A 12,667-nucleotide genomic window follows, 5' to 3' on the forward strand; every position below is an offset into this window, starting at 1 on the left:
TCACCCCGCAAATCGCCCTGGATCCAGCCGCGCCGCCAGCGGGCCCGGATCACGCCCGGTCACGCAAGCGGCGATCACCTGGGCTGCCAGCGGCGCCAGCAGCCAGCCGTTGCGGCGCGAGCCCACGGCCAGCATCACGCCCCGCGTCTCGCCCGGCCCCACCATCGGCAGCCCGTCCGCCGTCGCCGCCCGCACCCCGGCCGCCGCCTGGGCCCGCGCCCCTGTCAGCCCCGGGAACAGCCGCAGCCCCGCCGCCAGCAAGCCCGCCGCCTTGTCCGCCTCCACGGCCACGTCCGCCCGGCCGGGCTCCATGGTCGCGCCGAACGCCATGTCCGAGCCGGGCGCGGCGTAGATCCCCTCGCCCCGCACCGTGACCCCCTGCGCCGGCGCCGCGACGCGGACGATGTGCCCCTTGATCGGCGAAAGGCGGGCCAGCTCCGGCGCGACCTCGACCAGGCTCTTCGCCGCCCCCGTGGCGACCACCAGGACGTCGGCCTCGCCGCGGCCGCGCACGACGTCCCGGCGGAACTCGACCCCGGCGGCGGTCGCGGCGGCCACGAGACCGGCCATCGCCGTCGGCGCGTCGACCTTCCAGTCCTCGCGGCTCAGCAGGGCCTCGCCGAACGCCTCCGACAGCCCCGGCGCCAACCCGCGCGCCGTCTCGCCCCCGAGGATCGTGGGCCGAAGGTCCAGCCCGGCGAAGCCCGACGCGACTCCGGCCAGCCAGCGCGCGTCGCCCACCGCCAGCGTGCCCGAACGGTCCAGCGCCAGCCCCGCCCGCTGCGCCAGCCTGGGCCACAGGTCGCGCGCGGCCATCAGCAGGTCCAGGTGCGGCCGCGCCGCCGTGTCCAGCACCGCCTCGAACGCCGGCGCGATCATGCCGGCGGCCACACTGGACGCATTGGCCCCGCCGGGATCGCAGACGGTGACCTTGCAGCCCGCGTCCGCCAGGGCCAGCGCCGTCGCAAGACCCAGCACGCCGGCGCCGGCGACGGTGACTCGGGGCGATCCGCTCATGCGCCTAACGAGCCGCTGCGCGGCAGAAATGCAAGGCCCCGGAACCTGGGCCGCAGAGGCGGGTTCATAGCCGCGACCCACCCCACCCCGGAGAGCGACCATGGCGACCACCCAGTCCCAAAGCAGCAAGTCCCCCCTCACCAAGGACGGCCGCGCCTCGGCCCGCCCGAACGACGCCGTCAGCGACCTGATGGCCGACCACCGCACGGTCGAGGACCTGTTCAAGCAGTACGAGAAGTCGAAGTCCGACGACGCGAAGAAGCAGTCGATCGCCCAGCAGATCATCGCCGAGCTGCGCGTCCACATGGTCCTCGAGGAGGAGATCTTCTACCCGGAATCGCGCCCCTTCGTGGACGAGCAAGACACCGTCAACGAGGCCGAGGTCGAGCACGCGTCGGCCAAGGATCTGATGAAGCAGATCGAGGCGATGTCGCCGTCCGACGACTACTACGACGCCAAGGTGAAGGTCCTCAGCGAGATGATCGACCACCACGTCGAGGAGGAGGAGACCGAGTATTTCCCCGAGGTGCGCCGCTCCGACATGGACCTCAAGGCGGTCGGTGAGAAGATGCGCACCCGCAAGGCCGAGCTGAAGACCCGGCCGAACTGACCCGGCCATGGCCGAAGCCCTCGATCCCGCCATTCCGGACGACATCGAGCGCCTCGCCCAGGAGGTGCTGCAGTCCGCCTGCGACCGTGAGCTGATGCTGGCCACGGCGGAGAGCTGCACCGGCGGCCTGCTCGCCTCCCTGCTGACCGACATTCCCGGGCGAAGCCACGCGTTCGAGCGCGGCTTCGTCACCTATTCCGACGATGCCAAGCACGAGCTGCTGGGCGTCTCCCGCGCCATCCTGGAGGCCGACGGCGCGGTGTCCGAGCCCTGCGCCCGCGCCATGGCCGAGGGCGCCGTGGCCGCCTCGCGCGCCCATCTCGCCGTTTCGATCACCGGCTTCGCGGAAGGCCCCGAGGCGGGCCTCGTCCACCTCGCCTGCGCCCGCCGCGGCGGCCCCACCCGGATCCGCACGGAACGCTTCGGCGACGTCGGCCGGGCCGAGGTGCGTCTGGGCGCCCTGCGCGCCGGCCTCCAGCTCTTCGCCGACGGCCTGCGAGACCTCGCGCGCGCCGCCTGACCTCCCTCGCCGGCAAACGCCGTATTGCGGCGGCGATGCAAATGCGCAATTGAGGCGAAGGCCGGCGCGCCTAGAAAAGCCGGTATGCGCGAGCATGGCGGCCAGCCCCCTCTGCGGGCCCGTCGCCGTCACGCTCCAAGATCAAGCGGGCCCGCCGGGACACTGGCGGATCGGCGGGGGGAATACGAGTTGATACGCGACTTCCTGGTCTGGCTGGCCACCCAGGTCGGCAAGGGCCCTGGCGAATACGATCCGTCGTGGAGCGAAGCGCTCGCCAGCACCCTCAACGTCTGGGGCCTGCTTGAAGGCACCCACGTCCTGTCGCTCATGCTGTTCGCCGGCACGATCTTCCTGGTCGATTTCCGGCTGCTGGGTTGGGGCTTCCGCCGGACGCCGGTCTCGGTGATCAGCGACCGCGTCCTGCCGCTCACCGTGTTCGGCTTCCTGCTGATGGTGACGACCGGGCTGTTGCTCTTCTACGCCAAGCCTTTGCTTTATTACCACAATCTGTGGTTCCGCCTGAAGCTGATCTTCCTGGCGGTGGCGGCGATCAACATCTTCGTCTTCCACTTCCGGGTCCAGAAGGACCGCGACGCGTGGGACACCGCAGAGAAGCCCCCGGCCAAGGCCCGGCTGTCGGCGACCGTCTCGATCCTCTCGTGGATCGCGGTCATCACCTTCGGCCGCTTCATCGCCTACGACTGGTTCGAGTGCGGTAAGCCGTTGCCCCACTGGGCCAACGTCGCCCAGGAATGCGCCATCTCCGAACGCGGCGCCATCGACCTCACGGAGATGACCAAGTGATCGCGCCTCAGGATCTCTTCCCGTCCATCGGCCCGTGGGTCTCGACCCTCGACGACACCTTCCCCGGCGCATGGATCAAGCCGTACTTCGCCCAGTGGGAAGTGCTGCATATCCTGTCGCTCGCCCTGCTGGGCGGCGCCAGCATCCTGCTGAACCTGCGGCTCATCGGCGCCGGCCTCACCGACGACAGCCCGTCCGAGGTGCGCCGCGGCGTCCTGCCCTGGCTCAACGTCGGCGTCGTCGGCGTCGTCCTCAGCGGCGTCCTGATCGGCACGTCGAACCCCGAGCGCCTCTACACCTCGGAGGCCTTCACCGCGAAGATGCTCGGCCTCGCCGCGGCGCTCGTGCTGACCTACGGCGTCGCCCTTCCCGCGGCGCGCCAGGACGGCCGTCTCGGCGGCGGCGCCAAGCTGTGGGCCGTGATCGGCCTCGCCCTCTTCGGCCTGTGCGTCGGCGTGTTCGGGGTGGCCAAGTTGGTGAACCCGGGCCTCTGGCATGTGGTCATCGCCGCCGCCCTGATCGTGCTGTTCGTCACCCGCGGCGTGACCCGCCTCATCTACCTCGGCGGCATGGGCGTCCTCATGGCGGTCCAGCTCGCCCTGCACCAGGTCGTCTGGAAGCCGGACGACTACGCCCATCTCGATCCGGCGAACAAGCTGCTGATCCTGGCCTACGCCGCCTGGATCCTGGCCGCCGCCGCGCTCCAGATCGTCAGCTCGGGCCGCACCCAGTCGGGCGGCGGTCCGGCGGTGAAGGCGCTCGCCTACGCCGCCATCCTGGTCTGGGTCGCCACCGCCGCCGCCGGCCGCTGGATCGCCTTCGCCTAAGCCGGCTCCGATCCCGCGGCCTCCCGGCGTCGCGAGGCGAGGAGTTCGTCGAGCTGCGCGAACTGCTCGCCCGCCATCGCTTGCATACCGGCGATGGCGTCGGCGAGGGGCTCCGGCGACGGGTAGAGCTCGCTGAGCGTCAACAGCGTCCCTGGGCCGTGCGCCGCGAAGGTCACGGTGGTCACCGGCCCTTCCCCGCTCTCCTCGTTGGTCCAGACCAGTCGTGAGGACGGGGCCACCTCGAGGTAGCGGCCGAAAAACGTCGCGGCCTCTGGGCCCTGCCCGAAGGTGATCCGGTAGCCGCCGCCCGTCCGGGCGTCGATCTCGCAAGCGGTCACGACCGCGCCCATCGACGCCGGCGCCCACCACACCCTGAATAGTTCGGCCCGGCTCCAGGCGTCGAACACCGCATCCACCGGGCTGTCGAACACTCGCGTGACGATCAGCTCGCGATCGGACTTGCGTGCGACCGTGGTGGGACTCTGCGGCGGCTTGGGTTGAGTGCTCTGGTCCATATCGCGTCCTTCGCTGTAAAGCTCCCGTCGGGCTTATGGGAACGACGCGCGAGCGGTCGCGAGTCCGACATCGCGGTGGTTCGATGGCCGATTGGCGCTCCGCGCCCTACCCCGCCGCCGGGTGCCTCTGGCCCCAGCCCTGGTGCCACTCCGGCTCGCCCGAATAGCGCTTCGCCAGGAAGTCCACGAACGCCCGCACCTTGGCCGCCAGGTGCCGGGCGTGCGGATAGACGGCGTGGACGTAGATCTCCTCCGGCTCGAAGTGGCAGAGGATCGGGACCAGCCGGCCCGACCGGAGCTCCTCCGCCGCCGCGAAGGCCGGCGTGCGGACGATGCCGAAGCCCTTCACCGCGGCCTCCACACAGGCCTCCGCGCCGTTGAAGCGTAGCCGCCCGTGCACCCGCACCTCCTGCGCGTCGCCCCGGCGTCCGAAGCGCCACAGCGTGGCGTCGCGCGCGTTGGTGTCGAGGATGGCCTCGTGCCTGGCCATGTCCTCCAGCGCCAGCGGCGTCCCCGCCCCGGCGAGATAGTCCGGCGAGGCGCAGGTGATCATCCGCACGGCCGCCAGCCGCCGCGCCACCAGCGATGAGTCCGTCAGGTGGCCGATGCGCACGGCCACGTCGAACCCCTCCTCCACCAGGTTGACCATCCGGTCCGAGAAGGTGACGTCCAGCGAGACCGCCAGGCACCCGGTCGCGAACTCCAGCAGCGCGGGCGTGAGCTGGTTCTTGCCGAACGACACCGGCGCGGAGACCTTCAGGTTGCCAGACGGCCCGCTCTGGTCCTTGACCGAAGACTCCAGCGCGTCGAACTCCTCCAGCAGGTCCCGGGCCCGCTCCAGATAGGCCTGGCCGGTGTCGGTCAGCGAGACGTCGCGCGTCGTGCGGTTCAGAAGCCGCGCGCCCAGGCGGTTCTCCAGCCGCGCCACCAGCTTCGAGATCTGCGCGCCGGAGACATCCAGCTTGCGCGCGCCCTGGGTGAAGCTGCGCGCCTCGGCCACGGCCGCGAACGCGCGGATCTCGTCGAGACGGTCCATGCGATTATTTCCTTTTCGGAGACACTGTCCTCCGGATTGGCCGGATTATCAACGCCCAGGCTTTTGCCCATCTTCCCATCAGTCCAAGGCCACCGGCCGAAGGACCAGGACGAAAGAAGGGTTCTCCCATGTCGCAATCCCTCACCCCCGGCCGGTTCACGCCCCAGGCGCTCGCCGCGCTCCGCCTCGTCACCGGGCTGCTCTTCATCGAGCACGGCCTCGTCAAGCTGGCCGGCTTCCCGGAAGGCGCCCAGCCCGGCCAGCAGCCCCTGCTGAGCCTGTTCGGCGTCGGCGGCGTGATCGAGCTGGTCACCGGTCTGCTCGTGGTCGTCGGCCTCTTCACACGCCCCGCGGCCTTCATCGCCGCCGGCCAGATGGCGGTGGCCTACTTCATGTTCCACGCCTCGCAGGGCTTCTACCCGGTGCTGAACGGCGGCGAGCCGGCGATCCTCTTCGCCTTCGTCTTCCTGCTGCTCAGCACCACCGGCGCCGGCGCCTACAGCCTGGACGGCCAGCGCCAGTCCAGGGCGCGCCTCGCCGCCGCCTGATCCCAACCACTGACAACCTCCCTCTCGCAAAGGACCTCGTCATGACTCAAGTTCGCAACGTCGCCGTCGTCGTCGGCTCGCTCCGCAAGGACAGCGTCAGCCGCAAGCTGGCCAAGGCCTTCGCCGCGGTCACCCCCGGCCTGAAGTTCAACATCGTCGAGATCGGCGACCTGCCGCACTTCGACCAGGACCTGGAGTCCGATCCGCCGGCCCAATGGGTGCGCTTCCGCCAGGAGATCGCCGCCGCCGACGCCGTGCTCTTCGTGACGCCCGAGTACAACCGCTCGGTCCCCGGCGTACTGAAGAACGCCATCGACGTGGGCTCGCGCCCCTATGGCCAGTCGGTCTGGAACGGCAAGCCCGGCGCGGTCATCAGCATGTCGCCCGGCGCCATCGGCGGCTTCGGCGCCAACCACCACCTGCGCCAGTCGCTGGTCTTCCTGAACGTGCCGCTGCTCAGCCAGGAGGCCTACATCGGCAACGCCTTCGCGTTGTTCGATGAAGCCGGCGAGCTGGTGAACGAAGGCACGGCCGAGTTCCTCAAGGCCTATGGCGCGCAGTTCGCCGCCTGGGTCGAGAAGATCATCGACGACGCCCCGGCCGCCAAGGCCGCCTGATCCGCAATCCACGAAAGGTCCCAGGTATCGCCATGACCCTGCCCACCGTCTTCCTCCCCCACGGCGCGGGCCCCTGCTTCTTCATGGAGTGGACACGGGGTCCGGCGGATGCCTGGGACCGCACGGCGGCCTACCTCCAGGGCCTGGTCGCCAGCCTGCCCGAGCGGCCCAAGGCCATCCTGATCGTCTCGGGTCACTGGGAGGCGCCGGTCTTCACCGTCGGCTCTGGCGCCCGGCCCGCCCTCGATTACGACTACTACGGCTTCCCGCCGCACACCTATGAGCTGACCTTCGCCGCCCAGGGCTCCCCCGACCTGGCGCGCCGGGTCCGCGGGCTCCTCGGCGAGGCGGGCATCGCCTCGGCCGAAGACGCCGGCCACGGCTGGGACCATGGCGTGTTCATTCCGCTGAAGCTCGTCACGCCCGACGCCGACATCCCGGTCGTCCAGCTCTCGCTCAAGGCCGACCTCGATCCCGCCGCGCACCTCGCCGCCGGCCGGGCCCTGGCGCCGCTGCGGGACGAAGGCGTGCTGATCGTGGGCTCAGGGATGAGCTGGCACAACATGCGCGGCTTCTCGCCGGCCTTCACCGAGCGATCGGCGACGTTCGACCAGTGGCTCGAAGCGGCCGCCACCGATCCGGGGCGCCGCGAGACCGCCCTCGCCCACTGGGACAGCGCGCCCCACGCACGCGAGGCCCACCCGCGCGAGGAACACCTTCTGCCCCTGATGGTGGCCGCCGGCGCCGCCCCGGGCGAACCGGCCGTCGTCGCTTTCCGCGACACGGTCATGGACGTGGTGATCTCGGCCGTGGAGTTCGGCCGAGCCGCCTGACAGTCTCCCCGCGAGAGGGACCGGAGATCCTCGTTCTCCCCCCGGCGCCCACACACCCGCCGTAGAGGATCTCCGGATCTCGCCGCGCGCCTAAGCCACCGCCGCCGCGTCGCCCGGCGCCTCGCCGTCCACCGCCGCCTGCAGCGCCTCGTAGAGCCGGGCCGCCTCGATCGGCTTGGCCACGAAGGCGTCCATCCCCGACTGCAGGTACTCGGCGATCTGGTGCGACATGGCGTTGGCGGTCAGCGCCACGATGGGCGTCCGCGCCCGCCCTTCCGAGCGCTCGCGCGTGCGGATAAGGGCCGTGGCCGTCGGCCCGTCCATCACCGGCATCTGCACGTCCATCAGGATCACGTCCCACGGCTCGCGTTCCCAGGCCTCCAGCGCCTCGCGCCCGTCCGCCACCATGACCGGATCGATGCCGATCTGGCCCAGCAGGGTCTTCAGCACCAACTGGTTCATGGCGTTGTCCTCGGCCGCGAGCACGCGCACCGGGCGCGTGTCGGCCGGCTTCGCCTTCGCCCTGGCCTTGCGGGACGCCTTCTGCTTCGGCGCGGAGGCGGCCACGCGCTTCAGCGGCAGGACCGCGGTGAAGGTCGAGCCCATCCCCGGCGCGCTGGTCGCGCTCACCGAGCCGCCCATGGCTTCCGCCAGTTCGCGGCAGATCGCCAGCCCGAGGCCCGTGCCCCCGAACTTGCGCGTCGTCGAGGCGTCGGCTTGGGCGAACTTGCGGAACAGCCCGGCGAGCTGGAAGGCGGTCATGCCGATGCCGCTGTCGAACACCGTCAGCGACAGGGCCTCGTCCTGCCGCCCGATCCGCACCTTCACCCCGCCCTTCTCGGTGAACTTCAGGGCGTTGGACACCAGGTTCCAGAGGATCTGGCGCACCCGCACCTGGTCGCCCTCGTAGACTCCGCGCGCCGCCTTATCGACGCTGAACTCGAACGCCAGCCCCTTGGTCTCGGCGATGGCTTGGAACGTCGCGTGGACCGTCTTCGCCACCTCGTCGATGTCGAACTGCGCGGTCTCCAGGTCCAGCTTGCCGGCCTCGATCTTCGACAGGTCCAGCACGTCGTTGAGGATGGTCAGCAGGCTCTCGCCCGACTGGCGGATCACCTCGATGCGTTCGCGCTGCACGGGCGAGAGCGCATCGTCCGCCGCCATCGCCTGCGCCATCCCCAGCACGCCGTTCAGGGGCGTGCGGATCTCGTGGCTCATGGTGGCCAGGAAGGCGCTCTTGGCCTGGTTCGCCGCCTCGGCCTCTTCCTTCGCCTGCACCAGCGCCTGCTCGGCCGCCTTCTGCTTGGTGATGTTGCGCAGGGCGCCGACCAGGCGGATCGGCTTGCCGTCGTCATTCACCACCAACTTGGCCGTGCCTTCGGCCCAGACCTCGCGGCCGTCGGCCCGGGCCATCCGGTGCTGCGGACGGTACGGGGCGCCGCTGCGTGTGTGCTCCTCCCACGCCGCCACCACACGGGGCCGATCGCGCGGGTCGACCGTGGTCCAGATGTCCTTGTGCAGGTCGTCGTAGGTCTTGGGCGGGTCGAAGAACGTGTCCTCGGCGCCCACCTTGAACAGCTCGCGCCGCACGTAGTCGACCTCGTAGACGTGCAGCTCCGCCAGCTCCAGCGCCACCCGCAGCCGCTGCTCCGACCGCTCCGTGCTCTCCAGGGCCTCGACGATCTCGGTGATGTCGTACGAGCTGAGGATCAGCCCGGCCACCTGGCCATCGGCATCCAGCCAGGGCGCCATTTCGACCTTCGCCCAGCCCGGACTGCCGTCCGCCTTCGGGAACGGCACGCGCGCGATCGAGCGGCTGTGCCCGTCCATGCAGAAGAAGATCCCCTGCCGCCACGGCTCGAACACGTCGGGTCGCAGCTCGAACAGCGTCCGGCCGATGATCTCTTCGCCTTCCAGCCCGCGCGCCTTGATCCAGCCGGGGCTGGCGTATTGCACGCGCGCCTCGCGATCGGTGAGCACCACGGAGACCGGCATGGCGTCGACGATGGCGGTCATCGTGCGCTCGGCGCCGGCCTGCCGGCGCGCGGCGTCCACCCGCGCCCACTCGTCGGCCACGAAGTCCGCCAGGTCCTGCAGCCGCCGGGCCAGGGCGCCGTCGTACGGCCGCGGCTCCAGGCCCATCACCGACAGCGCGCCCGGTGTCGTGCCGTCCGCCAGCCGGATCGGCGCGCCGGCGTAGAACCGTGCATAGGGCGGGCCCGTCACCGACGGCTCGTCGCGGGTGCTGGGATCCTTGGTCGCGTCCTCGATCCAGACCACCTCGCCGCGGCTGATCACTTCGCGCACCGAGCCGGAATTCACGACGGTCTCGTAGGTGCGGCTGCGCCAGAAGCCGTTTTCCAGCTTCAGCGTGATCTTGCTCTCGACCTCGCCGAACAGGGTGCGCGCCAGCCGCGTGGCGCGGTCGAACACCGCCCGCGACCCCTCCAAACCGATCGGCGTCGTGGCGCCTTGCCCCGGCTCGCGACCCATTCCTTCCCCCCGGACCGCCTGGCTTGCGGCCCAAACTCAGGTATCGCGGGTTTCCGTTAAGCGGGCCTTTAAACCGGGAATTCCCGCCGCCTCGCCAGATGATGCAGGACGATGCCGCTGGTGGTCGCCACATTCAGGGAATCGAAGCCCCCCGCCATGGCGATCCGCACCCGTCGCGTGCGGGCCAGCACCGCCTCGGGCAGCCCCGGCCCCTCGGCCCCGAACAGCGCCGCCGAGCGCGGCCCGGGCGCCAGCTCGCCGATCTCGACCTCCCCCCGCGGCGAGAGCGCCACCGTCTCGAAACCCGCCCGCTCCAGCAGGCCCACGGGGTCCTGGGTCCGGGCGAACGGCACGCTCAGCGCCGCTCCGACGCTGACGCGGATCGCCTTGCGGTACAGCGGGTCGCAGCAGGTCGGGTCCAGCAGCACCGCGTCCGCGCCGAACGCGGCGGCGTTGCGGAACACGCCGCCCATGTTGTCGTGGTTGGCAATCCCCACCAGCCCCACCACAAGCGCCCGCGCCGGCAGCCCGGCCAGCAGCGCCTCGGCGTCGCGGTCCACGCGCCGGCCGATGGCGAGGATGCCGCGGTGGATCGGGAAGCCCACCACCGCGTCCATCGCCGCCTGCGCCGCGGCATAGACCGGCGTCTCGTCCGGCAGGTCGGCCAGCACGTCAGCCAGCCCATCCAGCCGCGCCTCGGCGACCAGCACCGAGGCGATGGCCGCCGGCTGGGCCGCCACCGCCTTCTCCAGCACCACCCGGCCCTCGGCCACGAACAGCCCCTGGCGGCCCACCAGGTCCCGCTCGCGCACCTCGCGGTAAGGCTCCAGCCGCGGGTCGTCCGCGTCGGCGATCCGGATGACCTGCGGCAAGCCCGCTACCAGACCTTCACGCGGTCGGCCGGCGCCAGATACAGCCTCTGCCCCGGCTTCACGTCGAAGGCCGGATACCAGGCGTCGAGGTTGCGCACCGTCAGCGCCCGCCAGGGCCCCGGCGAGTGGACGTCGGTCACCACCACGCGCCGCAGCGCCGGCTCCCGGTATTTCGCCCGGTAGTTCTGCGCCCAGCCCAGGAAGAACCGCTGGTCGGCCGTGAACCCGTCGATGACCGGCGGCTGCGCGCCCTTCAGCGACAGGCGGTAGGCGTCGTACGCCGTCGCGAGCCCCGCCACGTCGGCGATGTTCTCGCCCAGAACCTGTTCGCCGTTGATGTGCAGTCCCGGCAGCGGCTCGTAGGCGCTGTACTGGTCGGCCAGCTTCTTGGTCTCGGCCTTGAACCGGGCCATGTCCTGCGGCGTCCACCAGTTCTTCAGGTTGCCGTTCTCGTCGAACAGCGCCCCGGTGTCGTCGAAGCCGTGGCTCACCTCGTGGCCGATGACCCCGCCGATGGCCGCATAGTTGACCGCCGCGTCGGCGTTAGGGTCGAAGAACGTCGGCTCTAGGATCGCCGCCGGGAAGAAGATGGCGTTCTGGCTGGGCCCGAACAGCGCGTTCACCGTCTGCGGCGTCATCACCCACTCGGCATGGTCCACCGGCTTGCCCAGCTTGGCGACGTTCCGCCGGTACTCGAACAGCACCCCGCGCCGCCAGTTGCCGTAGGCGTCGCCGCGCACGACCTCCAGGCCCGAATAGTCCCGCCACGCATCCGGATAGCCCACATAGACGTGGAAGTTGGCCAGCTTGGCCTTCGCCCGCGCCTTGGTCTGCGGCGTCATCCAGTCCAGCGCGTCGATGCGGTGGCCGAACGCCTTCAGCACGTTGTCGGCCATCTCCTGCGCCTGGGCCTTGGCGGCGGGCGGGAAATGCCGCTCGGCATAGAGCTTGCCGATCGCCTCGCCCAGCGCATTGGACGTGAAGTCCACGCCCCGCTTCCAGCGGTCGCGCAGTTGCGGCGTGCCCGACATCGCCTTGCCGTTGAACGCGAAGTGCTCGTCCACGAACGCCTTGGAGAGGTACGGCGCGCCCCGCTCGATCGTGTGGAACGCCAGGTAGTCCTTCCACGCCTGCAGCGGCTGGCCGCTCACCAGCGCCGCCTCGCGCGTGATGGCCCCCGCCTGCCACGCGCCGAACCGCGGCGTGTCCTGCAGGCCCGCCGCCGCCAGGAAGGCGGTCCAGTCGATCCCCGGCGCCTTCTTCGCCAGCTCGGCCCGCGTCCAGACGGTGTTGGACTTTGCGACGTCCGCGCTCTCGTCGACCGAGACGTGCGCCTTGGCGATGGCCGTCTCCAGCGCCATCACCCGCTTGGCCCGCGCCTCGGGCTCGCTCACGCCGGCCAGCCTGAACATGGCCGCCACATGCGCCTCGAACTTGCTTCGCAGCTCCACATAGCGGGGGCTATCGCCCAGGTAGTACTCGCGGTCAGGCATCGAGAGCCCGCCCTGCATCAGGTAGGCGCGGTACTGCGATGTGTCGTCCAGGTCCTCGGCCACCCACAGGCCGAACGGCCGCTCGGTGTAGAAGTTGGTGGCGTTCAGCGCGTCGGTGTCGGCCCGGATCGATCCGCCCAGCGCACGCGACAGGTCGGTGCGGGTCTTGATCGCGGCGATGGCGTCCAGCTCCGGCTTCAGCGGCGCGGCGCCCAGCGTCTCGATCTGCGCCTCGTCCATGAAGCTGGCGAAGAAATCTCCGATCTTGCGCGCTTCCGAGCCCTCGGGGGCGTTCGCCTTCGCCGAGTCCTCGATGATCGCCCGCGTGCGCTTGGCGGCGATCTCCTGGATCACCCCGAAGCTGGTCATGTTCGAGCGGTCGGCCGGGATCTCCGTGCGGTCCACCCACTTGCCGACGCCGTAGCGGAAGAAGTCGTCCCCGGCCGCCACCGACGTGTCCATGCCCGAGACGTCGAACCCGA

At 70.8% G+C, this 12,667-nt stretch carries 13 protein-coding genes; 7 read left to right on the forward strand and 6 right to left on the reverse strand.

All coding sequences use genetic code 11. The features are described from left to right. Positions 1-1,017, reverse strand: coding sequence for an FAD-dependent oxidoreductase (locus tag Q0L11_RS06945; RefSeq protein ID WP_296596265.1), 1,017 nt, complete (start codon positions 1,015-1,017; stop codon positions 1-3). Positions 1,018-1,117: 100 nt separating this feature from the next. On the opposite strand from Q0L11_RS06945, the gene Q0L11_RS06950 reads away from it, so the two are divergent. The 4 genes from Q0L11_RS06950 (at position 1,118) to Q0L11_RS06965 (ending at position 3,778) form a co-directional block, all read left to right on the forward strand. Further along, positions 1,118-1,627 carry a hemerythrin domain-containing protein gene (locus Q0L11_RS06950; RefSeq protein WP_296596266.1) on the forward strand — a complete coding sequence of 170 codons (510 nt, stop codon included), beginning with the start codon at positions 1,118-1,120 and terminating at the stop codon, positions 1,625-1,627. 7 nt (positions 1,628-1,634) lie between these two features. Further along, the gene (locus Q0L11_RS06955) at positions 1,635-2,147 is read left to right on the forward strand and encodes a CinA family protein (protein WP_296596268.1); all 513 of its coding nucleotides are present in this window, start codon (positions 1,635-1,637) and stop codon (positions 2,145-2,147) included. Positions 2,148-2,336: 189 nt separating this feature from the next. Next, positions 2,337-2,951 carry a DUF6644 family protein gene (locus Q0L11_RS06960; protein WP_296596269.1) on the forward strand — a complete coding sequence of 205 codons (615 nt, stop codon included), beginning with the start codon at positions 2,337-2,339 and terminating at the stop codon, positions 2,949-2,951. After that, on the forward strand, positions 2,948-3,778 hold the full coding sequence (locus tag Q0L11_RS06965; RefSeq protein ID WP_296596271.1) for a DUF6644 family protein: 831 nt from the start codon (positions 2,948-2,950) through the stop codon (positions 3,776-3,778). Before Q0L11_RS06960 ends, Q0L11_RS06965 begins: the two co-directional genes overlap by 4 nt. Here Q0L11_RS06965 and Q0L11_RS06970 read toward each other — a convergent pair. Beyond that, the gene (locus Q0L11_RS06970) at positions 3,775-4,293 is read right to left on the reverse strand and encodes an SRPBCC domain-containing protein (protein WP_296596272.1); all 519 of its coding nucleotides are present in this window, start codon (positions 4,291-4,293) and stop codon (positions 3,775-3,777) included. The two genes, Q0L11_RS06965 and Q0L11_RS06970, sit on opposite strands and share 4 nt — an antisense overlap. Positions 4,294-4,399: 106 nt before the next feature. Continuing rightward, positions 4,400-5,329 carry a LysR family transcriptional regulator gene (locus Q0L11_RS06975; RefSeq protein WP_296596273.1) on the reverse strand — a complete coding sequence of 310 codons (930 nt, stop codon included), beginning with the start codon at positions 5,327-5,329 and terminating at the stop codon, positions 4,400-4,402. A gap of 128 nt (positions 5,330-5,457) precedes the next feature. On the opposite strand from Q0L11_RS06975, the gene Q0L11_RS06980 reads away from it, so the two are divergent. From Q0L11_RS06980 to Q0L11_RS06990, 3 genes are read left to right on the forward strand one after another with little or no spacing between them, the layout of a single operon-like run. Next, positions 5,458-5,877 carry a DoxX family protein gene (locus Q0L11_RS06980; protein ID WP_296596274.1) on the forward strand — a complete coding sequence of 140 codons (420 nt, stop codon included), beginning with the start codon at positions 5,458-5,460 and terminating at the stop codon, positions 5,875-5,877. 41 nt (positions 5,878-5,918) lie between these two features. Then, positions 5,919-6,494 (forward strand): NADPH-dependent FMN reductase, encoded by a 576-nt coding sequence (locus Q0L11_RS06985; RefSeq protein WP_296596275.1) that lies wholly within the window; start codon positions 5,919-5,921, stop codon positions 6,492-6,494. 32 nt (positions 6,495-6,526) lie between these two features. Next, positions 6,527-7,327, forward strand: coding sequence for a class III extradiol ring-cleavage dioxygenase (locus Q0L11_RS06990; RefSeq protein WP_296596276.1), 801 nt, complete (start codon positions 6,527-6,529; stop codon positions 7,325-7,327). A gap of 90 nt (positions 7,328-7,417) precedes the next feature. Here Q0L11_RS06990 and Q0L11_RS06995 read toward each other — a convergent pair whose 3' ends face one another. From Q0L11_RS06995 to Q0L11_RS07005, 3 genes are all read right to left on the reverse strand, one after another. After that, positions 7,418-9,820, reverse strand: coding sequence for an ATP-binding protein (locus Q0L11_RS06995; protein ID WP_296596277.1), 2,403 nt, complete (start codon positions 9,818-9,820; stop codon positions 7,418-7,420). A 68-nt stretch (positions 9,821-9,888) separates the two neighbouring features. Beyond that, a complete protein-coding gene (locus tag Q0L11_RS07000; RefSeq protein WP_296596279.1) occupies positions 9,889-10,692 on the reverse strand; it encodes an RNA methyltransferase in 804 nt (267 codons plus the stop codon). Positions 10,693-10,697: 5 nt separating this feature from the next. Continuing rightward, positions 10,698-12,667, reverse strand: a 1,970-nt coding sequence (locus tag Q0L11_RS07005; RefSeq protein WP_296596280.1) for a M13 family metallopeptidase, incomplete at its 5' end; no start/stop codon positions are given.

It is taken from the genome of Phenylobacterium sp., from assembly GCF_024508875.1.
Classification (GTDB): Bacteria; Pseudomonadota; Alphaproteobacteria; order Caulobacterales; family Caulobacteraceae; genus Phenylobacterium.